Raw genomic sequence first — 23,414 nt, forward strand, 5'->3', positions numbered from 1 at the left:
TCTATAACACGGTATCACGGATACGCAAATTTTGCAACCGCATTCTTACACTCTTACACTCTACAGCACATATTTTTCTAAAAAGCGGGCGATACCGTCCTCGTTATTGGTGTAGTCCGTTACTGCGTACGCAATATCTTTGATAGCGTCGTGGCCGTTTTTCATGGCGATGCCGTATCCCGCAAGGCGGATCATCGTTTCGTCGTTCATGCTGTCGCCGAATGCCATCACTGCCTCATTTTTGATACCGAGTAGCCATGCCAGCTCTTGCAGGAACTCCCCCTTACCGGTATCCAATGGAATGATTTCCAAAAAATACGGCTTACTGGTAAACAGGACAGCCCGCGTACCGAACCGCTTTCTAAACTCCGGTTCGACGGCAGCGATAATATCAGGCTCCGCAGGAATGAGCAATTTATACACCGGCTTGGTGCGCAAAATTTCCCGATAATCATCCGGTATGACAACCTTCATTTTTGTCAGATGCGCATCCCGATCCGAAAAAACAGTCCGTTTAGCGATGTAAATGGTATCGTCAAAGTAGAGATGGCAGGAAAGATTTTGCGACTCTATATAATCGTAAATCTCAATCGCAAGATCGGCGCCGAGACGGCGGCTGATGATTTCCAGCTTCATATCGGAGGTCAATATCTGCGTCCCGTTGTTGCACAGGATATAGCTTTCCGTTTTATCCGAACCGATCCGCTGCGCATACGAATGTACCGAACGAGGACTTCTCCCCGAAGCGAGCAATGTCAGTACACCCTTTTTCATCAAGGCCTGTAAAACCGATACCGTATAATCGGAGATGGTCAGATCATCCCGCAAAAGGGTATCGTCCAAATCCATTGCGATAATTTCTATGTTTTTTAACTTTTCCATTACAGCGGCTCGCCTTTCAGCAATTTACCGATACGCTCAAGCGCAACCCGTATTTTACTGATGTCGGTAGCGTAGCAGCAGCGGACAAAGCCTTCGCCGCCGCTTCCGAACACGTGCCCGGGCACAACAGCAACTTTGTAGTCGGTAATCAGCTTAACCGCAAAATCTTCCGAACTTAAACCGGTACTACGGATATCGACAAAGAGGTAAAATGCACCGTCGGGCGTTATATAAGGAAGATTCATCGAATCAAAACTCTTCATCATCAAGTTACGCCGCTGCCGGTAGGAAACCCGCATCCGCTCAACCTCGTCCCAGCCGCGTTCCAATCCTTCCAGCGCCGCATATTGGCTCATAATCGGAGCGCAGATTGCCGCATACTGATGAATTTTATGAATTTGAGCCATCAGCTCCTGCGGGCAGGCGATAAACCCGATACGCCAGCCGGTCATCGCAAAGGACTTTGAAAACCCGTTGAGGATAATACAGTAATCCTTCATTCCGGGGAAAGAACCGATAGATGTATGCGGCGCTTCGTACCGAAGTTCGCAATACACCTCGTCGGACAGCGCCCAAATCTTATGCTCTTTAACGACGGCGGCGATCTTTTCCATCTCATCAGCAGGAATCATCGTACCGGTGGGATTGTTCGGGCTGCAGATAATCAGCGCCTTGGTCTTCGGCGTAATAAGCGCTTCGATGGCTGCCGCCGTCGGGATAAAGTTATCCGCCGAGGTATCCAGCCCGACCGGTTTCGCCCCGCAGAGCGCTACCAAGGGCTGATACGAAACATAGCACGGTTCCGCAACAATCACCTCGTCCCCCGGATTCAGGATGGAACGGAACACAATATCGATTGCTTCCGAAACGCCAAAGGTAATCAGCACCTCATTTTTAGGAGAATACGACATACCGTAGCGGGTTAAATAGTTTGCAATCGCCTTGCGGAGCGGTTCAAGCCCCCAGTTTGAAGTATAGGATGTATGCCCGCATTCGAGATGATACCACGCTTCCTCGCGCATAACCCACGGCGTTGCAAAATCAGGCTCCCCTACCCCCAGCGAGATAATATCGTCCTGTCCGGCGGCAAGCTCAAAAAAACGGCGGATACCGGAAGGAGCGACGCTCACAATTCGGTTGGAAAATTTATCGGGTCTATCCATTATGCGGTAATCTCTTCGCGGGGATCTTTTTTGGGGTCGATATAATACGTTCCGTTTTCCTTGTAGGTCTTGAGCACAAAATGCGTACGTGTGCTGATCACTCCTTCCAGCGACGCGAGCTTTTCCGACACGAAAAAGGCAACCTCTTTTAAGTCTTTTCCTTCAACCAGCACATGCAAATCGTATCCGCCGGACATCAGCTGTACCGTCTTTACCTGCGGGTACCGATATATCCGCTCCGCAATGCGGTCAAATCCGTGTTCCCTCGCCGGTGCAACCTGAATTTCTATCATCGCAGATACCGTATCGCTGCTTGCAAGCCGTTCACGGTTGATAACCGCAGCATATTTTAAGATGATGCCCTCATCCTCTAATTTTTTAATGGCAGCGCGAACCTCTTCCTCGGACTTACCCGTCATTGCGGCAATATCCTGCGGACTCAGCCGCGCATCGTTTTCCAATAAATCGATGATTTCCTGCATAACAGCTCCTTGGTAATCCGGTTCTATTCCAGCGGGGCAAAATAGCCGGTTTCATCCCTGCCCGAACGGGTTAGAAGCCGTACCTCAAGCTCTACCGGTAAATAGGCACGGCCGAAGTCGGTTGGCAATGTAGAGGTATAACTTAGCTGATACGAGCCTATAGGTTTGGCAATTAAATCTTCAATAATCGGAGAAAGCCCCTGTTCGGCATAGATATACGTACTCATCCCACCCGTTTTTGTGCAAAGATACGAAAGCTCAGGAGGCAATGTGCGTGGCTTTAGATTAACCGTATAAAAACGGATACCGTTGTTGGTCATATATGCAGCAAGATCGTTTAAGCTGTACTGTTTAAAGCTGTCGGAACCGATATCTTCAAACGACAAGAACACGATAGCCCGCTTGGGAGCCGCATTTATAAGCTCCCCACTTGCGAGCCGCAATGCAAGATCACAATTCCATATCGGCGACCACGCCGCCTTTAATTTAAGCGGCTGCGATAAAAGCGCTTCGGGAGAAAACTTACCCTCCAGCACCGGCAGTTGAGAAGCCGACACAAGAGAAATTTTTCCTTTCCCTTGCATTGCCTCGGCAAGCTCTTTAACTACCGTCTTAACCAGCTCCAATTCTTTTTCCGATTGAGGTGAGCGCTCGATTACAACGGCAATATCGCAGCCGGTATTGAGGTAGGCGGCGCCCTTTAAAGTAAAATCATTGACTTGCCGATTCGATTCGGTGAGGAAAAAATTATTCGCCGTTAAGCCGACCAGCGGCTGCCCCATCCGGTTTTCTACGCGGACATCGACGGTAACCGTCGGGAACTTATCGGCATAGACGCGGTCGAAGCGGACAAACAAACCGCCCGCCAGTTCGTTGATATGAGAAAAAACCTGAATATTTCCGTTTTTATAATCGGCCAACAAAAGACTGCCGTTAGCATCGGGAATTGCCGCGGTTACACGGGCAGGCGCATTACCTAAACTCGCAACAGTATACAAACTCGCCAAGCCGATATCGACCAAATACACCTTATTGGCGCAGGACACCAAAAGATTGTTTTTCCATACCCGCATCGATTCCGCCTGTACGACACTCTTATCCGGCAGCAGCGTTCTGATATAGTTTCCTGCCGTATCAAACACATAGATAGAGCCTTTTACCGAATCCGCAACGTAAACCAAATCATCCAAGATTGCGATACCTGCCGGAGCGGTAAAGCCCGGGAATATACCGCTACGCTGCCCGAATGTAAAAAGGCCTTCCCCGTCCGGAGAAAACACCACGACGCGGGCGTTGCCGAAGTCCGTTACAAAGATATTTCCGTAAGAATCATACGCCAAAAACTGAGGCCCGATGCACTGCCCGTCTCCTCTTCCTCTCGTGCCGAATGACTTAATGAATTTACCGTCTTTGGTAAGCAACGAAAGCCGATCGGCGGCAAATTCCGAGATGAGCAAATTCCCGTTTTTAAGCGGTAAAATATCGAACGGGCGGTCAAAGCCCTGCAAGGGACCGCTCGTCCGGTCAAGTACGATGCCGTTAATATCGAAGTGAACCAATTCGTTGGAGCCGTAGGCGACTACCCAGAAACTGCCGTCGCCCATTGCCGCAACCGAAAGCGGCTGCCTAAAAAAGACTTCTTTTCCGTGTTTTGACTCGAATACGGCGGTTTCTACATAGCGCACCGATTCTGCAAAATCGGGCTGAGAACTGCGCCGTTCCTTAACAACTTCTATTTTATTTTTTAACAGCTGCCCGCCGTATCCCGAAGCGGAAGCCGCCGACCATTGTTCCAGCGCGGCGCCCTCTATGCCGGATCGGTAATAGGCTTGTCCGAGCCAATCCAAAATAAGCGGGTCGCCGGGAATATGTGTGAGGGCTTTTTCAAACAGCAGAATCGCTTCGTTAAAGGTTCCGCGATAATACGCCTGCACGCCGCGGCGGAATTCTTCAAATCCGTGGTCTTTGTCGGCGGAACTTAAACGAGGCTGCAGACTGTTTGTTTGCGCAGTCAGCGCTATACCGCTGCACAATAAAAGCAGCATTAAACCGGCTGTTTGCAATAGTCTCTTTATACGCATGATACTTATCCTTTTGACAATTTTCTAAAAACATAAAAGTTAGGAGCAGACTCGCAATATTCCTCTTAGCTGCTCATAATACGCTGCAAATGGCGCTTAATTATTTCATTATCGGGAAGCTGTGCATCCGCTCGCTGAATATATGTGCGAGCTTCAGTATCAAAGCCCATCTTGTAATATGTCCACGCCAGCGAATCCAAATAGGCGGGATTATCAGGCTGCGCGTCGAGCGCCTTTTTGCACAAGATTAAAGCCCGAGTTAAATCTTTTTCGGTATCGGCAAGAATATAGCCGAGTCCATTAAGCGCAGTGGAATTATCGGGATCAAGCTCCAGCGCTTTTTCATAAAGCTCAAGCGCCTTATCGACCTTCTCTTGCTCATACGCCAAATACGCCATCGAGGTATGTACCTGCGGAGAATCATATCCTGCATCCAAAAGTTTTGAAAGCTCAAATTCCGCCAAACGGACACGGCCTGTTTTTGTATAAATAAAGGCTAAAATAAGCCGGCATTGATATACACGGGCAATATCGGTTCCCGCAGTGATAATCTGCTCCAAGTAGACAAGCGCATTATCATATTGTAAAAGGCTCGCATAACAGAGACCGATATAATACGCCAAGTCAAAATTGAGTTCAGTATCTTTAGAAGATATCTTTAAAAATGCGGCGAGCGCATCCTCATATCGATTCTCCCGATACAGCTGTACCCCTTCTTTAAGAATCGTATCCATTTAGTTTCTCCCTCATAGTATGCGTACTCCGCCGGAAGGCTTAACTTTATAGTACAAAGGCTTAAATCCGAAAATACGTTCATAGTCGCCCAGTTTTTCAATATAGATTTGGATATCGTTCGCTCTTAGAATGCTGTAGGTGCATCCGCCGAATCCCCTTCCCGTCAAGCGAGAGCACACAATATCGTTCATATCGGGCGTTACAAATTCCATAGCCCGTTTTACCAGCCAATCCAATTCGGGACAGGAAATTTCAAAGCGGTCGCGCAAGTTTTCTTGAGAGCGTGTTACAATGCGCGAAAACACCACCCAATCGTTTTTCTTTAAGGCGGCGATAGCGTCATCGACACTGATGGATTCGCGGATAATATATAGTACCCGCCGCCGTACCGATTCGGGAATGGCAAGCTCTTCAAGATCACTTTCGGCAAGCTTACTGAAATCCTGAGGAATATCCGGCATCTTTTTTACCCGCTCGTAGGCTTCCATACATTCCTGAATTCTATGGTTCAGCTCCTCGCGCGCCAACAAACGGGGAACCCGCGAATCCGTCAAAATGATCCGGTAGTTACTGATGGGGAAAGGATAAATATCAGCCGTCTTCCGCCGATGATTTGTCCGTATGCAGTGTCCCGCCTTTGCATATAATGCGCACAAAATATCCGCACGGTGAGGATAGGTATTAAGATGCTGCACGTTTGCATTCTCCAAAATATCGACAAGATCAGCTTTCGTAAGCCGCGGCGCAAATACCTTCCGTAACGCCATCGCCGTTGCAACCTTGAGCGCATTCGGCGTACCGAGCCCCGCATCCGCCGGTATTTCGGAAAGGATGGTAAAATTGAGTCCTGTCATCTCAATCCCTTGATCCATAAAAGAAAGAATAACAGCCTTTATCGAATTTGCCCAACGATCTTCTTTACGATACCGAAGGTTGGCAGCTGCAACTTTTTTCCGCTCTTTGAGCGACAGAGAAAGGAACCGATAATTAGAATCTTTTCGTTTTGAAACACAAAGATACAGATAATGATCGATTGCCATCGAAAGCGTATTGCCCTGTGCAAACCATGTATGCTCACCTAAAAGGTGAAAGCGCCCGGGAACCGCAACGGTTACTTCCGGCTCATCTCCATATTCGTCTACATGAAACGGTAGAATCTTCTGCATGCTTTCTATAATATCCCTTATATTGAAACAATTCAAGAAAAATGATTAAATTACCTCAAAATTATGTCGGTTATTTCATCTTTTCTAGCGGTTTTATGCTCTGCGGTGCTGCTTTCACTAGGGATACCGAATGAATACCTGTATTTCGGGTCGGCTTTCTTCGGCATTATTGCACTGATACCGTTATATACCGCATTTTGCATCATCCCGAGCCGACGGCGCACGGCATGGATGTTCGGCGCAATGATAGCCCTTGTCCATCTGTTCTCCAGTTTTTGGCTGGCGTATTTTGAAAACTTTGCAATTTTTACGCTCGGCGCTTCCACCGTCGCTTATTTCTTCCTCGGCTTTCTTTTCGGACACTGGTTTTATTATGCAATGAAGCTGCCGCCGGCTCTGCGTCCGTTTGCCTTTGCGGGCTTGTGGACACTCTGGGAATGGTTTAAGGGAAGCGGTTTTGTCGCCTATCCGTGGGGCAGCCTTTCGATGACAACATTATCGCTGCGGCCGCTCATTCAAATAGCAGATATTACCGGCGTATGGGGAATAACCTTTCTTGTTGCATTGATTTCCGCGCTCCTTGCAGAAATAATCCGTGCAGCAGAAGATGTAACCACCGGTTTTTCCAAGCTGCACGGCAGACCGTTACTCCGCCCACTGATCTTTACCGCCGGTCTATTGCTGCTGGTCAACGGATACGGACTTTTCCGCATGTATCAAAAAAGAACGCCGCAACAGAACCTCACCCTTGTGTTAGTACAGCAAAACACCGATCCGTGGGTCTACGGCCTCGATTTATTTTTTGATAATTTGTATAACACCCAAAAGCTTACCGAAAAGGCAATTACCGAATCGCCGGTGCGGCCTGACCTCATCGTATGGAACGAAAGCAGCCTTGCATACGGGTATGATCAATTTCAAGATTATTACCGGCAGCGTCCATTTCAAGAATCCTTTACCGATTTTTTGCAGCGGATGGATATTCCCATTTTAACAGGCTCCCCGCTTTTACAGGATGCCGAACGCGAAAAATACGCAAATTCCGTCTATCTTATCGCACCGGACGGAACGGTACTCGACACCTATTCAAAGATACAGCTGATCTGCTTTGCGGAATATATTCCCTTTATCGACCATCCGTTTGTGCAGCGCTTTTTCGACTCGCTGGTCGGTTTTTCGTCGGGATGGGCGCCGGGAACGGAATATAAAGCGATGACGTTCACCGCACAAAATGGAAACGATGTCCGCTTCGCCGCGCCCATCTGTTTTGAAGATGCCTTTCCGACACTCTGCGCCGATTTGCATAATCAAAAAAGCAATATCTTGATTAACCTGACCAATGATTCGTGGTCTAAAACGGCGAGTGCGGAATACCAGCATTTTGCCGTCGCCTATTTCCGTGCAATAGAACTACGGACGCCGCTTGTCCGCTCTACCAACGGCGGCTATACCTGCGTTGTCGATCCCGTCGGGACTGTTACCGCAAGCCTTCCGCTCTTTACTACCGATGCATTAAGCGTTTCCGTCCCGATCTATCCGTACCAACCAACTTTTTATGCACAATGGAAAGACTGGCTGCCCGCGCTTTTTTTAGCGATTGCGCTTATCACTGCTACCGCATACCGGTTCAACCCCGTGTTTTGTAAAAAAGCGGTGGTGTATATGGAACATCCGCTCGAATGGCTCTCCCCTGCCGAACGAAAAAAGCGGCAACGGAAACAGCTCTGGAAAAAGCCGTGGTTTAGGAAGCAGCGGAAGTTTATTAAAGAATTCCGGGAGTAACTGCATGGCTTTACCATTTGAGCATATTATAGACAAATACCGCGAAAACTCAACTTCCGAACGTAACATGGGAGACAAGTTTGAACGGCTTATGCAAGCCTACCTTTTAACCAAACCAACATATAAAAACCTTTTATCAAACGTATGGCTTTGGGCAGATTTTCCTTATAAAGCCCAATTCGGAACCGGTGGAAAGGACACGGGCATTGATATTGTATGCCGTGCTCACGATGGCGATTATTGGGCAGTTCAGTGCAAATGCTATCAAGCAGATAAGAAAATCGATAAGGCAATGGTAGACTCCTTTGTTTCCACATCTTCATTTAAATTTCAAACACAAGACGGCGAAAAAAACTTCAGCTTTAGGATTTGGATTGACACCACGTATGGCGGTTTTAATGCAGAGGCACAGAATGTAATCGAGAAGCTCGGTATCGGGCGAATCGGCTTAATTGATCTCAAAAACGATGACGTAAACTGGGAAGAATTGGATGCCGGCAAAAAAGGAAATGAAGCACGTGTCAAAAAATACGAGCTACTTTCCCACCAAAAAGAAGCGTACAACGCTGCAACACAATATTATAAAACCTACGACCGTGGAAAACTCATCATGGCGTGTGGCACCGGTAAAACGTTTACATCGCTCAGAATTGCGGAGGTCTTGGCGACCGAAAGCCGACTGGTGCTGTTCCTTGTTCCGTCAATCGCACTTTTGAGCCAAACCTTAAAGGAATGGTCGGCACAAAGCAAAGAAAACCTCTATCCTATCTGTATCTGTTCGGATGCCCATGCAAGCGACAAAGCGGAGGATTCAATTTCAGACCTCGTTCTTCCTGCAACGACGGATTCTGCAAAAGTTCATAGGCAATTTGTTGACTATAGAAACCGTCTGAAAACTGAAGGTGGAATGATAGTCGTATTCAGCACCTACCAGTCAATCGACGTAATCGGTACCGTCCAAAAAGACATAAACAGACGTGAAAAAGATTCATTTCTCTTTGACTTGATTATTTGCGATGAAGCACACAGAACTACCGGTATAACACAAAAGGATAAATCTCAGTCTGCATTCACGAAGGTACATTCCAACGATAATATCAACGCAAAAAAGCGTCTGTATATGACTGCCACTCCCCGGCTATATTCAAGCGAAGCGCAAGCAAAGGCAAAAGAAAATGAAGCTCTCGTTTGGTCTATGGATGCCCCTGAATGGTTCGGTGAAGAAATCTACCGTATCGGCTTCGGTGCGGCAGTTGAAAAGCAGCTACTTTCCGATTACAAGGTAATCGTACTGACACTCGATGAACATTCAGTGTCGCCGGAAGTTCAAAAAAGCATTATAGACGGACACTCCGAAATCAAAATGACCGATGCGATAAAACTCATCGGCTGTATCAATGTACTTTCAAAACGCACAAGCTATCTTACCGACAAGGAGCTATTCAGCGATGTCGATCCTGAACCGATGAAGAGCGCTGTTGCGTTCTGTTCGAGTATCAAAAATTCAAAGTATTTAAAAGATAGCTTTAATGTATGTCGAAAAGCATATTATGGAAAGCTTTCTGAAACGGAACGAGAGCAACTCGTTTTAGTGGACGCTTCCCATATTGACGGCACTATGGGAAGCACCGTCCGGGAAGAAAAACTTGACTGGCTCAAGCACGCTGATCCGAACAAAAACGAGTGCCGAATTTTAAATAATGTGCGATGTCTTTCCGAAGGTGTCGATGTCCCGAGCCTTGACGCTATTATGTTCCTTTCCAGCCGTAACAGCCAAGTCGACGTCGTTCAGTCGGTCGGCCGCGTTATGCGGAAAGCCGAAGGTAAAAAATTCGGCTACATCATCATTCCTGTGATTGTACCGGCGAATAAAAATGCCAATGAAGTTCTGGACACAAGCGATGACTTTAAAATCGTATGGAGCGTCTTGAATGCGCTGCGGGCGCACGACGACCGTTTTAATGCAACGATCAATAAAATTGAACTGAATAAAAAGAAACCTAAAATTATCAATGTATCCGGCGGAGGAAATTTCGGTGGAAAACCGGTAGGCGAAAATGAGGACGACGGCGGAGCGGAAGCGGTACAGGGAGTTTTAGACTTTGATGAACTGCAGCAAGAGCTTTACGAGAAATTCAAGAGTCTTACCGAACAGGTTTTTGCAAAGATTGTAAACAAATGCGGAAGCAGACGTTATTGGGCTGACTGGGGTAAAGACGTAAGCGAAATTGCCAAGCGAAACATCGAGCGCATACATAAGCTTATTTCAATCGAAGGTACGCACAAGGAAAAATTTACCTCTTACTGGGAAGGTCTCAAAAAGAATCTCAATCCAAGCGTAAGCCAATCGGAAGCAGTTGAAATGCTCGCCCAACATATCATTACAAAACCCGTGTTTGAAGCTCTATTCGGAAATGATCGCTTCACAAAAGAAAATCCCGTTTCAAAATCACTGGAAGACATCGTTGCTTTACTCGATGAAAAATCAGCCCCGGAAGATTTGGAAAAACTCGAGCGATTCTACAAATCGGTTCAGCAGAGAGTCGAAGGAATCGACAACGCGGAAGGAAAACAAAAAATCGTCGTGGAGCTGTACGACTCTTTCTTTAAGAACGCCTTTCCACTGACGGTAGAAAAACTCGGCATTGTGTATACGCCGGTTCCGGTCGTTGATTTTATCATAAGGAGTGTCGAGTGGGTGTTGAATAAAGAATTCGGCCGTTCAATCAGCGACGAAAGGGTTAATGTAATTGATCCGTTTACCGGCACCGGTACATTCATCACGCGCCTTTTACAGTTGGGGATTATCAAGCCGGAGGACTTGGAGCGGAAATACAGGCACGAGATTTTTGCGAACGAAATAGTCCTTTTAGCCTACTACATCGCAAGCGTGAACATAGAAAATGCCTACCACGATTTAAGCGGCAAGGATACCTACGAGCCGTTCGGCGGTATCTGTTTGACAGACACATTCCAGCTTTACGAAACCGGAGAGCCGACTTTAGATGACAGGATATTCAGAGAAAACAGCGACCGTGTGAATGAACAAAAAAAACAGCCGATTACCGTCGTTATGGGAAATCCTCCGTATTCAATCGGGCAGAAGTCGGCTAATGACAATGCACAAAACCAAAGATATCCAAAACTTGAAGAGCGTATCGCAACCACGTATGTAAAAGAATCTGAAGCAGGATTAAATAAGTCAGCTTATGACTCTTATATTAAAGCATTCCGGTGGGCAAGCGATAGGATCACCGCATCAATGCCCGCCCTCGGGGGGGGGGGGGGGGGTAATAGCCTTCGTCTCAAACGGGAGCTTTCTGGACAACAATGCGCAGGATGGGTTCAGAAAAACGCTGGAAAAGGAGTTCGAAAGGGTTTATGTATTCAATTTGAGGGGCAATCAGAGAACGAGCGGAGAACTCTCCAGAAGGGAAGGAGGGAAGATTTTCGGCAGCGGAAGCCGAACTCCGATAGCGATTACAGTCTTGGTCAAAAAGGAGACGGCATAGTGGCTTTTGTTTCAAATGGGAGTTGGCTGGACGGTAACGCACAAGACGGATTCAGAAAAACAATCGAAAAAGAATTCAGCAAGGTCTATGTATTCAATCTCCGAGGCAACTGTAGAACAAGCGGAGAACTCCGCAAAAAGGAAGCGGGAAATGTGTTCGGACTTGGCAGCCGTACACCAATCGCAGTGACGATACTTGTAAAAAAAAGTGAGAAATCAGATGAATAACCATAGAGCGGAAATTTATTACTACGACATAGGCGACTATTTGAGTCGTGAACAGAAACTGGATATAATCACAAAATTCAAGAGCATGGAGAATCTACCATTCACACAACTTACTCCAAATGAACATGGTGATTGGATAAATCAGAGAAACAATACATTCGCAACATGGATTCCAATAGAAGCGGATAAAAAATTTGATTCTACCTCACAGTCTTTCTTTACGACTTATGCTATCGGTGTTGCGACTAACCGTGATAGTTGGGTTTACAATTATTCAAGAGCTGCTTTAAAAGAAAATATGCAGCAAATGATTGCCTATTATAATGAGCAACGAAATATTTTTGCAGAAAAAACAAAGTTGAATAAAGACTTAAAAGTTGACGATATTGTGGAAAACGATGCCTCAAAAATTAACTGGACGCGCGGGATAAAAAAACTTTTAGAGCTCAACGTCAAAATTGAATTGAAAGACAGCGACCTTATAACAGGTATCTATAGACCATTTATAGAACAGAATTTCTATTTTTCTAACAGTGTTATTGAAATGCCCGGTTTAAGCAAAAAGCTCTTCCCCACACCAAATCATAAAAACCTTGTCATTTGTGTGAACGGTCTCGGCGGTAACAAAGAACCATCCGTACTTATTTCAGATTGTATAGTTGACCTCAACTCTCAAGAAGCCGGCTCTCAATGCTTCCCTCTCTATTGGTACGAAACGATTGAGACGAAGCAGCATTCGCTCTTTGATGACGGCGCAAAAATCGTAAGACATGAAGCAATTAGCGACTTCATATTAAACCGTGCTCAACAAAAATATGGAAACAATGTTCAGCGTGAAGATATTTTCTATTATGTTTACGGCATCCTGCATTCAAAATCCTACCGAGAAACATTCAGCGCCGACCTCAAAAAAATGCTTCCCCGTATTCCGCTCGTAAGCGACCGGCAAAAGTTCCGGGCATTTAGTGAGTCAGGCCGTAAGCTTGCCGACTTGCATTTGAATTATGAAGAAGTTGAACCCTATCCGGACATACAGGTAAGCTCGCTTAAATATGTTCAGTACAATACCGAAATGCAGAATGTATACAACGATGAGCTTATGGCAGCAGAGCCAAATCCACAGGTTATACCGGAGAATGAAACCGACTACAAGTATTATGCAGTGGAGCAGATGAAGTTCCCGAAAAAAGGCGAGAAAGGCACGATTGTATACAATCACTGGCATACCATAAAAAATATTCCGGAAAAAGCGTACGAGTATGTCGTAAACGGAAAGCCTGCAATTGAGTGGATTATGGAGCGCTACGCGGTAACGACGGATAAAAAATCCGGAATAAAGAATGATCCGAATGATTGGTCCCGTGAACATAACAAACCCTGCTATATTTTGGACTTGCTCCTGAGTGTCATCAACGTATCGGTTCAGACCGTAGACATTGTGAACGAACTGCCGGAAGTAGACTGGGATAAGGAATAATTAAAAAACATTATCCAAGTTTAAATACATCGCCATTAATCTCATTGAACAAAGATTCGATATACAGAAAGCCCCTATCGAAAAACGGCAAAAACTGATAAACTGATCACGATCGGTAAGAGTCTGTATTTTCAAAAATTGTGATACCGGATACGAAAGTTTTTATGGGAGATATAATCATGAATACAACCGAACAAAATCCCGCAAGGGAGGTACCCTTTTTTAGACCGTCGTTCGACCGCAGAGAAGAAGAAGCGGCAATCCGCGTGCTGCACTCGGGATGGCTGACGACCGGCAAGGAAACGCTCGCCTTTGAAAAAGAGTTTGCCGATATGGTACACAGCCCGTACGCACTGGCAGTTAATTCCGCATCAAACGGATTGATGCTCGCGATGGAAGCCTTCGGAATCGGCAAGGGTACCAAAATACTCACCAGCCCGTACACCTTTGTCTCGACTGCGACCAGCGCCTTGCACCTCGGCGGAGAAGCGGTCTATGCGGATATCGAAGCGGACTCCTACAGTATCGATCCTGAAAAAATCGAAGATAAACTCAAACAGGATAAGAGCATTAAAGCGATTGTGCCTATCCATATCGCAGGAAATCTCTGCAATATGAAAGCGATTAACAGCCTTGCAAAGAAATACAACGTCGCGGTTATTGAAGACGCAGCCCATGCCTTTCCTGCAAAAACGGCAGACGGCTACGGCGGCACTTTCGGCGACGCGGGCGTGTTCTCTTTTTATGCTACCAAAACCATCACAACCGGAGAAGGCGGTATGATCTGCGTCCGTAATCCCGAAGCGGCGGAACGCATTAAGCTGATGCGCTCCCACGGTATCAACCGCACAATATGGGATCGCTACACCGACAAACACGCCAGCTGGCAATACGATGTCGTCGCGGAAGGCTACAAATGCAACCTGCCGGATATTTTATCGGCAATCGGCAGGGTTCAGCTGCAAAAGGCGGAAGAGTTTTACCGAAAACGGACGCTTATCGCCGAACGCTTTACCCGCGCCTTTGAACCGTTCGACTTTTTTCAAGTTCCGCCGGACGGAGCAGGCAATGCGTGGCATCTCTACATCCTCCGCATCGTACCGGAAACGCTTTCCGTCGGCAGGGATGACTTTGCCCGCGCACTGCAGGAACGGGGACTTGGCATTTCAGTCCACTTTATCCCCCACTTTGAACTGACCTTCCTAAAAGAGCGGTACGGACTGCGCGCGCAGGACTTCCCCAATGCGGCAGCGCACTATGCACAGAGCATCAGCCTTCCGTTCTGGCCGGATATGAGCGATGAGGATGTACAGTACGTTATCGATACGGTCATCGACACCGCTAAGAAGTTCCGCCGATAGGGAAGGAAAACAGGGATTTGACAGGAAGTTTGATATGATAGAACAATTTGTGTCCGATCTTACCTTTGAGGGGCAGCGCTATGCGGTGATTGTCCGCGCTCCCGTATCATCAGGGATCATTTCCGCCGTGCATCTGCCCCCCTTACCGGAAGGGTATGCCTTTTACGGAGCGGCACAGCTGCCTGCGCAAAAAACGATCGAAGTATTCGAGCACTCGCTTCCTCTTTTTGCAGTGGACGAGATAGAATATAAGGAGCAAGCCGTCGGAATCCTTACCGGCGATAATCAGGCAACGCTTGAAGCGCTGCGGAAAGACATCACAATAGAACTGGAGCCGATACCCGAAGACAGTTTTGAAGCGGGGCGGACACATACGCTGTTTGACTATCCTATCGTTGCACGGGAGGCGTGCACTGCCGGAAATATCGATGCAATCTTTGAAACAGCCACCTCAACCGTATTCTCATCGCTTAAAATCGCTTCGCAATATGCTGCCCGTTCGGAACCGTTTTCCGCCGTTACGGTGTTCCGCGAGGACGGCCTTGACGTCTATGTACCCACCCAATGGCCGTTTCATGTCCGTGCCGCGGTAGCAAAAGTAACCGGACTTGCGGAAGAAGCCGTCATTGTACACCCAACCCAAACCGGCGAAACATTCAATGAGCTTTTATGGTATCCGTCCATCCTCGCCTGCCAGTGCGCCGTTGCGGCGGTTCTACAGCGGAACACCGTTTCGCTCAATTTATCGGCGGAAGAGAGCAGAGCGGCGGCGCCTAAAACGCCGGAGATGATTATCGAGCATAAATCGGCGCTGTCCGACACTCATTCGATTGCCGCAATGCAGATTTCGATTATTGTCAACGCCGGCGCCTGCTGCCCGCTCATCGGCACCATACTCAAGCAAATGACCGCAGCAGCATTAGGGCCGTACATAATACCGAACTACCGGATAGAAGTGCGGGCATCAAAAACGGCGGACGGCCTTATCGATATCCTTGAGGGATGGGGCGACTACTATGTGTCAAACGCACTGGAAAACCACATCAACAAGATTATTCAGGATTACAATCTCTCTCCGGCGGAATGGCGTGCAAAAAATATGCCGGACGATTACAGCGCCATTTTTTCAAGCCTCTTCGAACTCTTAACCGGCAAAAGCGATTTTACCTGTAAATATGCCGCATATAATGTTTTTAACCGAGGTAAAACGGATAAACGGGACGGACGCTGGCGCGGTATCGGCTTGGCAGCGGGCTTTCAATACAGCGGATGCGCTGCAGACTTCACCTATACGGCAGAGCTGACACTGGATGTTCACAACAAGCTTTCCATTAAGGCGGAACCGGCTGGGTCTGATTTAAAGAAAGTTATCAAGAAGCTGGCTGTGAAAAAGCTGGACATTGCCGAATCCGATATTACCTTTGCCGGTCTTACAACCGCCGATATGAATGAGTCAGGGCCTGCGACTGCCGGCAACACAGCCGGTATCGTTCTCCCCCTTGTTGAGCAATGCCTGAGTGATTTACAGGAGCAGCGCTTCCGCAATCCGCTGCCGATCAGTATTTCGAGGAGCACCAGCCCCGCGCAATCGGATGCCTCACAGTCTGCAGCTCCGCACCCCAATATTTTACAGCCCGATGCTCCGCAACAGGATGTTTCGCAGTCCAATACTCCGCCCCCCGATACTCCACAACAGAATGATCCTGCTACAGAAAATAAAACCGGAAAAAGCAGCATTTCGTTTATTTCCCAAACACCTGCTGTCTGTATTATCGAACTCGAACTGGACACCGTTTGCTATGAAATACAAATTCGGAAGGTGTGGTTCGCATGCCGTCCCGGAAAAATCTACGAAAAAAAGCAAATCCTCAACTATCTGCATAAGAATATTGCAACAGCATTATCGCGTACTGCTAAGGAAGCGCTTCCTTTAGTAGAAACCGATGATACTCCACTCCCCTATTCGGAATACCGGATGATGCTGCCGAATGAGATACCTCCCCTGTCCGTGGATATTCCCGAACGGGGAAATTCGATGAGCGCTTTCGATTCATCTGCGCTGAATATACTGCCTGCTGCATACCTTGCAGCGTTGAACCAAATACTGCTGCGTGTTCCTGCACGGATAGATGCGTTACCGATCCGGAGAGAACACCTCTTTAATGCTTTGACGGGGAAAAAATAATATGAAGATACGATTTCACCTCAATAACGAGGCGGTAGAGATTGAAGCCGATGCCGACGAGCGGTTGTCAGACGTACTAAGACGGGATTTCGGCATCCTCAGCGTACGGAAAAGCGGTATACAGGAGATGTATGGTTCCTGCACGGTATTATTAAACGATCATCCGGTGCCGTCCTGTATGCTCCCCGTCTTTGCCGCAGCGGGGCAAAACATTATCACGCTTGAAGCCTTTAGCGCTACGCAGGAATATAAAGACATTACCACTGCGTTTGAAAAAGAAGGCATTACACTGTGCGGTTTTTGTTCCGCTGGTACCCTTTTAACCGCGCATAGTATTGTGCAAAAGCATTGGAATCCTACCGACGAACAGATACGAGATGCTTATATCGGAACCGTGTGCCGATGTACCGATATCGTTTCGCTCACCGCGGCGTTAAAGCAGGTATGCAGATCAAGGAGAGGCAAGCGGCATGAAAAATAATTATATCATCAATACCGCAAAAAGTATGGCAGAGCTGTATACATTGATGCAGAACAATACCGACATTACTCCGCTTGCCGGCACCACCGGATTGCTCAAAGATTGCCATACCGACCGTTTCCCCTTGCCGGAATCGATTTTGTTCTTAAAGAATCTTCCCGAACTTGAAACCATCGCAAAACGGGAGCGCTTCATAGACTTCGGCGCTACCGCAACCCTCAATACCATTTTAGAGCTGGGAGAAAAGAATGTGCCGCAGATTCTCTATCAGGCGATTTTCCTTGCGGCAAACCCCGGGGTTCGTTCGCTTGCAACTATCGGCGGAAACATCGCACAAGCGCCCATGCAAAACTCTTGCCTTATCCCGCTAATCGCGCTCGATACAAAGATCGAAATACGGACACGGAAAGAAACGTTTTGGATGCCGCTGATTCAGTATTGCGACGAAAGCAGTAATGTGCTGCGTCATACCCCGCATATCATCCTTCGTGTGCGCGTCCCGTTTGAAGAATGGACTATTTCATATTACAAGCGGCTTGGGCCGATCGGTCATATTACTGCCGATACCGCCTCTTTTGTATTCCTCGCCCGCACACAGAAAAACCTGCTTTCCGATGTTAAACTGCTGTTCGGCAGCACTCAGCTGATAAAAAGTAAAGAGTTTGAAAACCTGCTCACCGGAAAGGGACTCCCCATCGACCGGCGCAGCGTCGGTGCATTGATGAAAGAAACCGAAGAAATTTTCAGCGATACCTTTACAGCCGCAGAAATCTCCGAGTTTCAAAAGGCGTGTTTTTTCAACTTAATTGAAGAAAGTATGTACTTACTAACCGGTTAAGCATAAAACCAGTAGAATCCCTATGTAACATATCCACAGAGCGGGCAAAGTATTTCGATAGGGATTCGTTCTATCAACACGGAGCCGCAGCGACAGGCATTTCGATACGAATTCGTTCTATCGACAAGGCGCCGCCCGCCCCGTCCAGCTCAATATCCAACCCTTGTACACAGACCCGCTGCCATGTCTCCTGCGGGTACTCAAAAAGGCCGGTGCGGTATTCCCGTATCTTGCCGGACGGGGCATGTCCGCCGACGGAGTCAAAACTGCCGGTTCGTCCCGCATCAGTGATATAGGCAGTTTTTCGGTTTTGCCGCCCGCCGCGCTGCTGCCCATAGCATGCTTCCGCAGCTTCCATCCGCGCATTAGGCAGCGCCTCTGATGCTGTCTGTTGCATATCGGTATGAGCGGCTGACTCAACAGCAGACACACCGCATTCGGCGGACATCAGCCGTTCATCGGCTGTGGCGGCGCCGGTGCCCGACCCGACCAACACAGAGAGTCTCCCCGCAAGAAAGAACGCCATAGTTTGTTTTTCGGCGGTTGCGGTTGAAGAAAAATCAGCCATGATAAACGGCGTTTCTCTTTCTATTTTCGGAAGCAGCGTCTGCATCAACGTAAACGGATTATCCGCTAAAAGCCGATGGTGTCCTACCCGTCCCAAAATCGAAATAACCGCAAGTTTTTCCCCGCTTCGGGCTGTAAAATAGCGGTAACCGGCTCCCGAACTGTGCTCAGGCAGATTGAAAGGGCGCAGCACAAAAGGCATCTGTGGGAGATTTTCAACTAAATCTTTTTTTTGAAAGATACAATCTCCGCCGGTGATACAATCGATGCCCATCTTTCTCAAATAACCGGCATGTTGTTTGCCGAGCCCGCCCGCACCTGTCGCCATACCGGCATTTGCGATAATAAAGTCGGGTTGATAGCGGCGCTTAATCTCCGCGATATTTTTTTTAACCGCCCACACGCCTGCTTTACCGGTAATTTCGGCGATATAAAAAATTCTCACGGCTCATTCCGCTTTTGTACCAGTGTGTTCGGATTTTTTAATGCCAGCCTATCGATTATTTTAGTACATTTTTTTGCAAGCTTTTTGTTCCCCAGCATCGTATAGGTATCGCGTAAATTAAAGAGCGTATCCTCAGAATCGGGAGCAAGTGTCAGAGCCGATTCAAAGGCGCGGCGGGCTTGTTCATATTTTTCTTCATTAAAAAGGAGTGTACCGTAGTTATTCCAAATGCGGCCGTTTTCGGTTTCCAGCTCAAGCGCTTTCGTATATGCAAGCCGTGAAGCCTCCATCTCGCCGGTTTCATGGAGAACTACTCCCAACGTATCCCAAATATCTGCATCAAAGGGATTACAGCGCGCTGCCTCGTAGAGCGCATAGCGGGAGTTATCTTTATCATCAAGCGCATAGTAACTGAGTCCGAGGTTAAACCACATCAAACTGCTGAACGGTTCAAGCTGTAAGCCACGGCGAAGGCATGCAATCGCTTCGCTATGGCATCCCTCGGCAGCAAGCATTACTGCACTGTCATTAAAAAAATCAGCTGTCTCTTGCATATTTAAAATATATACTATTTTATAAAAAACCTCAATCGATGTAAAAATATGCATTACCGTCTATTTTGCTTCTTTTTAAACCGGCGGCATTCCCTGCTCTTCTGAAAATGCTCTATCCGGCACCACTATTTTTTACGAGTTTGCGATCCTTGACGCCCTTCATTTTTCCTATTAAAATCCGCAGAATAAGGAAATTAGGAATGGATATTATTAAGCGGAACGGAGAACGGGAGCCCTACAATGCCGAAAAGATTACATTGGCGATGCAGGCGGCGTTTAACAGTGTAACGAATGCGGCGGCGCAGCATGATGCAAATGCGGCTGCTCAAAACGATACGGTTGTACAAAATAGTGTGGAAACGTCAACGGTTAGCAATCTTGCGCAGGTACTGCAGCAGCTGACGGCGGAAATCGAAGCCGATATATATGAACTGAGCAAAAACGGGAATGCGGTACAGGTAGAAACTATTCAAGATTTAGTTGAAAAAACGCTCATCGAACATAATTATTACGCAGCGGTGAAGAGCTTTATCCTTTACCGTGTTGAACAGACAAAAAAACGGGATGCACGGCGTGCTATTGCCGCTCATTTTTCTTCCATTGAAATTCAACCGGTACTAACCCGTATCCAGCAGGATTTTCCCGAAGAACAGTACGGTTTAACGCTGCTCTTTCATAAGTTTGAATCCTTCCGTAAGCAGGATATGACAGAAGCGGAACTGCTGGCAATCCTGATAAAGGCTGCTGTTGAGCTTACTGCGCAGGAAGCTCCCCGCTGGGAGTTTATTGCCGCCCGCTTTTTAATGCTCGACTTTTCCGAAAAACTGAAAGCCGAACTTGCCAAGCGGAACATCCGATCATTCTACGAAAAGCTCACCTATCTGGAAGAAAAGGGTCTCTACGGCGCTTATATCCGTGCAGGTTATTCAAAAGAAGAGCTGGAAACAGCCTATTCGTATATCGATAACGATAAAAACGACCTTTTTACCTACAGCGGTTTGGATTTACTCTTGCGCCGGTATGTTATTTCCACACGGGGGCATATTCCGCTTGAAACACCGCAGGAGATGTTTTTAGGAATCGCCTTACACCTCGCCTTGCATGAAAAAAATGACCGGATGGAATGGGTGCGCCGCTTTTACCTGATGCTGAGCAGCTTGCAGGTTACCATGGCAACGCCGACCCTTTCCAATGCCCGTAAGCCCTATCATCAGCTTTCATCCTGCTTTATCGACACCGTTCCCGACTCACTCGACGGGATTTACCGCAGCATCGATAACTTTGCAAAGATTTCCAAATTCGGCGGCGGTATGGGGCTGTACTTCGGCAAGGTGCGGGCAGTCGGCGCACCCATCCGCGGGTTTCAAGGGGCGGCAGGCGGGGTCATCCGCTGGATAAAACTTGCAAACGATACCGCGGTTGCCGTCGATCAGCTGGGAGTGCGGCAGGGTTCGGTAGCCGTGTACTTGGACGTATGGCACAAGGATATCCCGGAGTTTTTGCAGCTCCGCACCAATAACGGCGACGACCGGATGAAGGCGCACGATGTGTTCCCTGCAGTGTGCTGCCCCGACCTTTTCTGGCGCACTGTCGATGAGGACATCAACGCTCCGTGGTACCTGATGTGCCCGCACGAGGTTCTCACGGTAAAAGGCTACGCGCTGGAAGACTTTTACGGTGAAGAATGGGAAAAACGCTACAAGGATTGTATCAATGATAACCGGATTTCAAAACGGGAAATCCCGATAAAAGAGCTGGTGCGCCTCATCCTAAAATCTGCGGTAGAAACCGGCACGCCGTTCATCTTTAACCGCGACCATGCGAACCGCGCTAACCCCAACGGGCATAAGGGCATGATCTACAGCTCCAACCTCTGTACCGAAATTGCACAGAATATGAGCCCGATCGAGACGGTGAATACCGAAATCCAAACACAGGACGGAGAGACTGTGGTTGTAACCGTTACAAAGCCCGGCAATTTCGTCGTCTGTAATCTCGCATCGCTTGTCCTCGGTAATATCGACACCGATAACGAAGCCGAGCTGGAAGGTGCCATAGAAGCGGCGGTACGCGCCTTGGATAATGTAATCGACCTCAATTTTTATCCCGTACCGTATGCAAAGATCACCAACGAGCAGTACCGCGCTATCGGCTTAGGCGTTTCGGGCTATCATCATTTACTGGCAAAAAAATACATTGCGTGGGAAAGCGAGGCGCACCTCCGCCTTGCCGATGGGCTGTTTGAAAAAATCAATTACTACGCAGTGCAGGCGAGTATGCGGATTGCTGAAGAGAAAGGTTCGTACAGCCTCTTTGAAGGCAGCGATTGGCAAACCGGCACGTATTTTGAAAAACGCGGCTATCATTCCGAACAATGGAACACGCTGCGAAATGCAGTTGCCCGACACGGTATGCGGAACGGCTATCTGTTAGCGGTCGCTCCGACCAGTTCAACCTCGATTGTCGCAGGCACCACCGCCGGCATCGATCCCATTATGAAGCGCTACTTTTTGGAAGAAAAGAAAGGCTCGTTGGTACCCCGTGTTGCCCCTGCCCTCTCGCTCGAAACCTATTGGCTGTATAAAAACGCCCACACCATTGATCAGCTCTGGAGCATCCGCGCCTGCGGTCTCCGCCAGCGTCATATCGATCAGGGGCAATCCATGAACTTCTATATTACCAACGAGTACAGCTTCCGGCAGGTGCTCAACTTGTATGTTGAAGCATGGAAAAACGGCGTAAAATCCGTCTACTATGTTCGCAGCCGCTCCCTCGAAGTGGAAGAATGCGAAAGCTGCAGCTCGTAGCGGAAACATATTCAACGATTGCTCATCTTTCACATAATTGACGTACGGAAATATGTACACTATACTAGGGTTAGTTCTTAGAGGTTCCTTATAGTTTATCAACGGAGGTTCTGTATGGATGCAATCAATATAACAAAGGCACGGGCAAATCTATTCAAAATTATAGCAGAAGTAAATGCGCACTCCGAGCCGGTGATTTTGACAAATACGAAAGGCAAAAATGCTGTTTTGATTAGTGAAGATGATTGGAATGCACTACAAGAAACCATCTATTTAAATTCCATTCCCGGAATGGCTGCTTCGTTGCAAAAAGGAATGGAAACTCCGCTGGAAGAATGTATTGCAGAAAAAGATGTTTTGTGGTAATTGCCGATGTATCATATAGTGTACGATAAGCAAGCCATTAAAGACATAAAAAATTTAAAATCGGCTCGGCTGGATACAAAAGCAAAAAGACTGATAGAAATTGTCAGAAGCAATCCGTTTGCAAATCCTCCACCTTATGAAGCGCTTATCGGGAATCTTACGGGACTGTATTCACGGAGAATTACTATTAAACATAGATTTGTGTATCAAGTCTTTCCCGGCAAGATTACGGTAGACGATAGCGAATATGATGGAACTGTGAAAATTATCAGGATGTGGACACATTATGATGATATATCATGA

General features: G+C 47.5%; 18 protein-coding genes. 10 read left to right on the plus strand and 8 right to left on the minus strand.

The window, feature by feature from the left end:
- Positions 1 to 60: 60 nt before the first annotated feature.
- From HGH47_RS07340 to HGH47_RS07365, 6 genes are all read right to left on the minus strand, one after another.
- Positions 61 to 882, minus strand: coding sequence for a Cof-type HAD-IIB family hydrolase (locus tag HGH47_RS07340; RefSeq protein ID WP_212564870.1), 822 nt, complete (start codon positions 880 to 882; stop codon positions 61 to 63).
- Positions 882 to 2,048 carry an aminotransferase class I/II-fold pyridoxal phosphate-dependent enzyme gene (locus HGH47_RS07345; RefSeq protein ID WP_432911440.1) on the minus strand — a complete coding sequence of 389 codons (1,167 nt, stop codon included), beginning with the start codon at positions 2,046 to 2,048 and terminating at the stop codon, positions 882 to 884. Before HGH47_RS07345 ends, HGH47_RS07340 begins: the two co-directional genes overlap by 1 nt.
- Positions 2,045 to 2,527 (minus strand): Lrp/AsnC family transcriptional regulator, encoded by a 483-nt coding sequence (locus HGH47_RS07350; protein WP_016523627.1) that lies wholly within the window; start codon positions 2,525 to 2,527, stop codon positions 2,045 to 2,047. Before HGH47_RS07350 ends, HGH47_RS07345 begins: the two co-directional genes overlap by 4 nt.
- Positions 2,528 to 2,550: 23 nt before the next feature.
- Positions 2,551 to 4,608, minus strand: a complete 2,058-nt coding sequence (locus tag HGH47_RS07355) for a hypothetical protein (protein WP_212564871.1) — start codon at positions 4,606 to 4,608, stop codon at positions 2,551 to 2,553.
- 65 nt (positions 4,609 to 4,673) lie between these two features.
- Complete coding sequence (locus HGH47_RS07360) at positions 4,674 to 5,342, minus strand: tetratricopeptide repeat protein (RefSeq protein ID WP_212564872.1); 669 nt, start codon at positions 5,340 to 5,342, stop codon at positions 4,674 to 4,676.
- Positions 5,343 to 5,354: 12 nt separating this feature from the next.
- The gene (locus tag HGH47_RS07365; RefSeq protein ID WP_212564873.1) at positions 5,355 to 6,509 is read right to left on the minus strand and encodes a galactokinase; all 1,155 of its coding nucleotides are present in this window, start codon (positions 6,507 to 6,509) and stop codon (positions 5,355 to 5,357) included.
- 63 nt (positions 6,510 to 6,572) lie between these two features.
- On the opposite strand from HGH47_RS07365, the gene lnt reads away from it, so the two are divergent.
- The 7 genes from lnt (at position 6,573) to HGH47_RS07400 (ending at position 18,372) form a co-directional block, all read left to right on the plus strand.
- Positions 6,573 to 8,291: an apolipoprotein N-acyltransferase gene (lnt, locus tag HGH47_RS07370; RefSeq protein WP_212564874.1), complete on the plus strand. Its 1,719-nt coding sequence runs from the start codon at positions 6,573 to 6,575 to the stop codon at positions 8,289 to 8,291.
- A gap of 4 nt (positions 8,292 to 8,295) precedes the next feature.
- Positions 8,296 to 12,030: a DEAD/DEAH box helicase family protein gene (locus HGH47_RS07375; RefSeq protein WP_432911393.1), complete on the plus strand. Its 3,735-nt coding sequence runs from the start codon at positions 8,296 to 8,298 to the stop codon at positions 12,028 to 12,030.
- On the plus strand, positions 12,023 to 13,507 hold the full coding sequence (locus HGH47_RS07380; RefSeq protein WP_212564877.1) for a type ISP restriction/modification enzyme: 1,485 nt from the start codon (positions 12,023 to 12,025) through the stop codon (positions 13,505 to 13,507). The genes HGH47_RS07375 and HGH47_RS07380 overlap by 8 nt, the downstream gene beginning before the upstream one ends.
- Before the next feature lie 179 nt (positions 13,508 to 13,686).
- Positions 13,687 to 14,868, plus strand: a complete 1,182-nt coding sequence (locus tag HGH47_RS07385; RefSeq protein WP_212564878.1) for a DegT/DnrJ/EryC1/StrS family aminotransferase — start codon at positions 13,687 to 13,689, stop codon at positions 14,866 to 14,868.
- Between the two features lie 34 nt (positions 14,869 to 14,902).
- Positions 14,903 to 17,053 (plus strand): molybdopterin cofactor-binding domain-containing protein, encoded by a 2,151-nt coding sequence (locus HGH47_RS07390; RefSeq protein WP_432911397.1) that lies wholly within the window; start codon positions 14,903 to 14,905, stop codon positions 17,051 to 17,053.
- A 1-nt stretch (position 17,054) separates the two neighbouring features.
- Positions 17,055 to 17,534: a (2Fe-2S)-binding protein gene (locus tag HGH47_RS07395; RefSeq protein ID WP_212564879.1), complete on the plus strand. Its 480-nt coding sequence runs from the start codon at positions 17,055 to 17,057 to the stop codon at positions 17,532 to 17,534.
- Positions 17,524 to 18,372, plus strand: a complete 849-nt coding sequence (locus tag HGH47_RS07400) for an FAD binding domain-containing protein (RefSeq protein WP_212564880.1) — start codon at positions 17,524 to 17,526, stop codon at positions 18,370 to 18,372. Before HGH47_RS07395 ends, HGH47_RS07400 begins: the two co-directional genes overlap by 11 nt.
- 73 nt (positions 18,373 to 18,445) lie before the next feature.
- Here the strand turns inward: HGH47_RS07400 and HGH47_RS07405 are convergent, their stop codons facing one another.
- Entirely contained in the window at positions 18,446 to 19,384 is a 939-nt protein-coding gene (locus HGH47_RS07405; RefSeq protein WP_432911401.1) for a TIGR00282 family metallophosphoesterase, read from the minus strand.
- Entirely contained in the window at positions 19,381 to 19,938 is a 558-nt protein-coding gene (locus HGH47_RS07410) for a tetratricopeptide repeat protein (protein ID WP_212564881.1), read from the minus strand. The genes HGH47_RS07405 and HGH47_RS07410 overlap by 4 nt, the downstream gene beginning before the upstream one ends.
- A 200-nt stretch (positions 19,939 to 20,138) precedes the next feature.
- On the opposite strand from HGH47_RS07410, the gene HGH47_RS07415 reads away from it, so the two are divergent.
- The 3 genes from HGH47_RS07415 to HGH47_RS07425 all read left to right on the plus strand — a co-directional run bounded on the left by HGH47_RS07415 (position 20,139) and on the right by HGH47_RS07425 (position 23,414).
- Positions 20,139 to 22,745, plus strand: coding sequence for a ribonucleoside-diphosphate reductase subunit alpha (locus HGH47_RS07415; RefSeq protein ID WP_212564882.1), 2,607 nt, complete (start codon positions 20,139 to 20,141; stop codon positions 22,743 to 22,745).
- Positions 22,746 to 22,859: 114 nt separating this feature from the next.
- On the plus strand, positions 22,860 to 23,111 hold the full coding sequence (locus HGH47_RS07420) for a type II toxin-antitoxin system Phd/YefM family antitoxin (protein ID WP_206181781.1): 252 nt from the start codon (positions 22,860 to 22,862) through the stop codon (positions 23,109 to 23,111).
- A 6-nt stretch (positions 23,112 to 23,117) separates the two neighbouring features.
- Positions 23,118 to 23,414: a Txe/YoeB family addiction module toxin gene (locus HGH47_RS07425; protein WP_212564883.1), complete on the plus strand. Its 297-nt coding sequence runs from the start codon at positions 23,118 to 23,120 to the stop codon at positions 23,412 to 23,414.

Source organism: Treponema sp. OMZ 805, from assembly GCF_050937395.1.
Taxonomy (GTDB): Bacteria; Spirochaetota; Spirochaetia; order Treponematales; family Treponemataceae; genus Treponema.

Excerpts from the sequence above, each read along its gene's own strand:
- HGH47_RS07340 (WP_212564870.1), bottom strand. The coding sequence starts at position 882 with ATGGAAAAGTTAAAAAACATAGAAATTATCGCAATGGATTTGGACGAT.
- HGH47_RS07350 (WP_016523627.1), bottom strand. The coding sequence starts at position 2,527 with ATGCAGGAAATCATCGATTTATTGGAAAACGATGCGCGGCTGAGTCCG.
- HGH47_RS07355 (WP_212564871.1), bottom strand. The coding sequence starts at position 4,608 with ATGCGTATAAAGAGACTATTGCAAACAGCCGGTTTAATGCTGCTTTTA.
- HGH47_RS07360 (WP_212564872.1), bottom strand. The coding sequence starts at position 5,342 with ATGGATACGATTCTTAAAGAAGGGGTACAGCTGTATCGGGAGAATCGA.
- HGH47_RS07365 (WP_212564873.1), bottom strand. The coding sequence starts at position 6,509 with ATGCAGAAGATTCTACCGTTTCATGTAGACGAATATGGAGATGAGCCG.
- lnt (WP_212564874.1), top strand. The coding sequence starts at position 6,573 with ATGTCGGTTATTTCATCTTTTCTAGCGGTTTTATGCTCTGCGGTGCTG.
- HGH47_RS07375 (WP_432911393.1), top strand. The coding sequence starts at position 8,296 with ATGGCTTTACCATTTGAGCATATTATAGACAAATACCGCGAAAACTCA.
- HGH47_RS07380 (WP_212564877.1), top strand. The coding sequence starts at position 12,023 with ATGAATAACCATAGAGCGGAAATTTATTACTACGACATAGGCGACTAT.
- HGH47_RS07385 (WP_212564878.1), top strand. The coding sequence starts at position 13,687 with ATGAATACAACCGAACAAAATCCCGCAAGGGAGGTACCCTTTTTTAGA.
- HGH47_RS07390 (WP_432911397.1), top strand. The coding sequence starts at position 14,903 with ATGATAGAACAATTTGTGTCCGATCTTACCTTTGAGGGGCAGCGCTAT.
- HGH47_RS07395 (WP_212564879.1), top strand. The coding sequence starts at position 17,055 with ATGAAGATACGATTTCACCTCAATAACGAGGCGGTAGAGATTGAAGCC.
- HGH47_RS07400 (WP_212564880.1), top strand. The coding sequence starts at position 17,524 with ATGAAAAATAATTATATCATCAATACCGCAAAAAGTATGGCAGAGCTG.
- HGH47_RS07410 (WP_212564881.1), bottom strand. The coding sequence starts at position 19,938 with ATGCAAGAGACAGCTGATTTTTTTAATGACAGTGCAGTAATGCTTGCT.
- HGH47_RS07415 (WP_212564882.1), top strand. The coding sequence starts at position 20,139 with ATGGATATTATTAAGCGGAACGGAGAACGGGAGCCCTACAATGCCGAA.
- HGH47_RS07420 (WP_206181781.1), top strand. The coding sequence starts at position 22,860 with ATGGATGCAATCAATATAACAAAGGCACGGGCAAATCTATTCAAAATT.
- HGH47_RS07425 (WP_212564883.1), top strand. The coding sequence starts at position 23,118 with ATGTATCATATAGTGTACGATAAGCAAGCCATTAAAGACATAAAAAAT.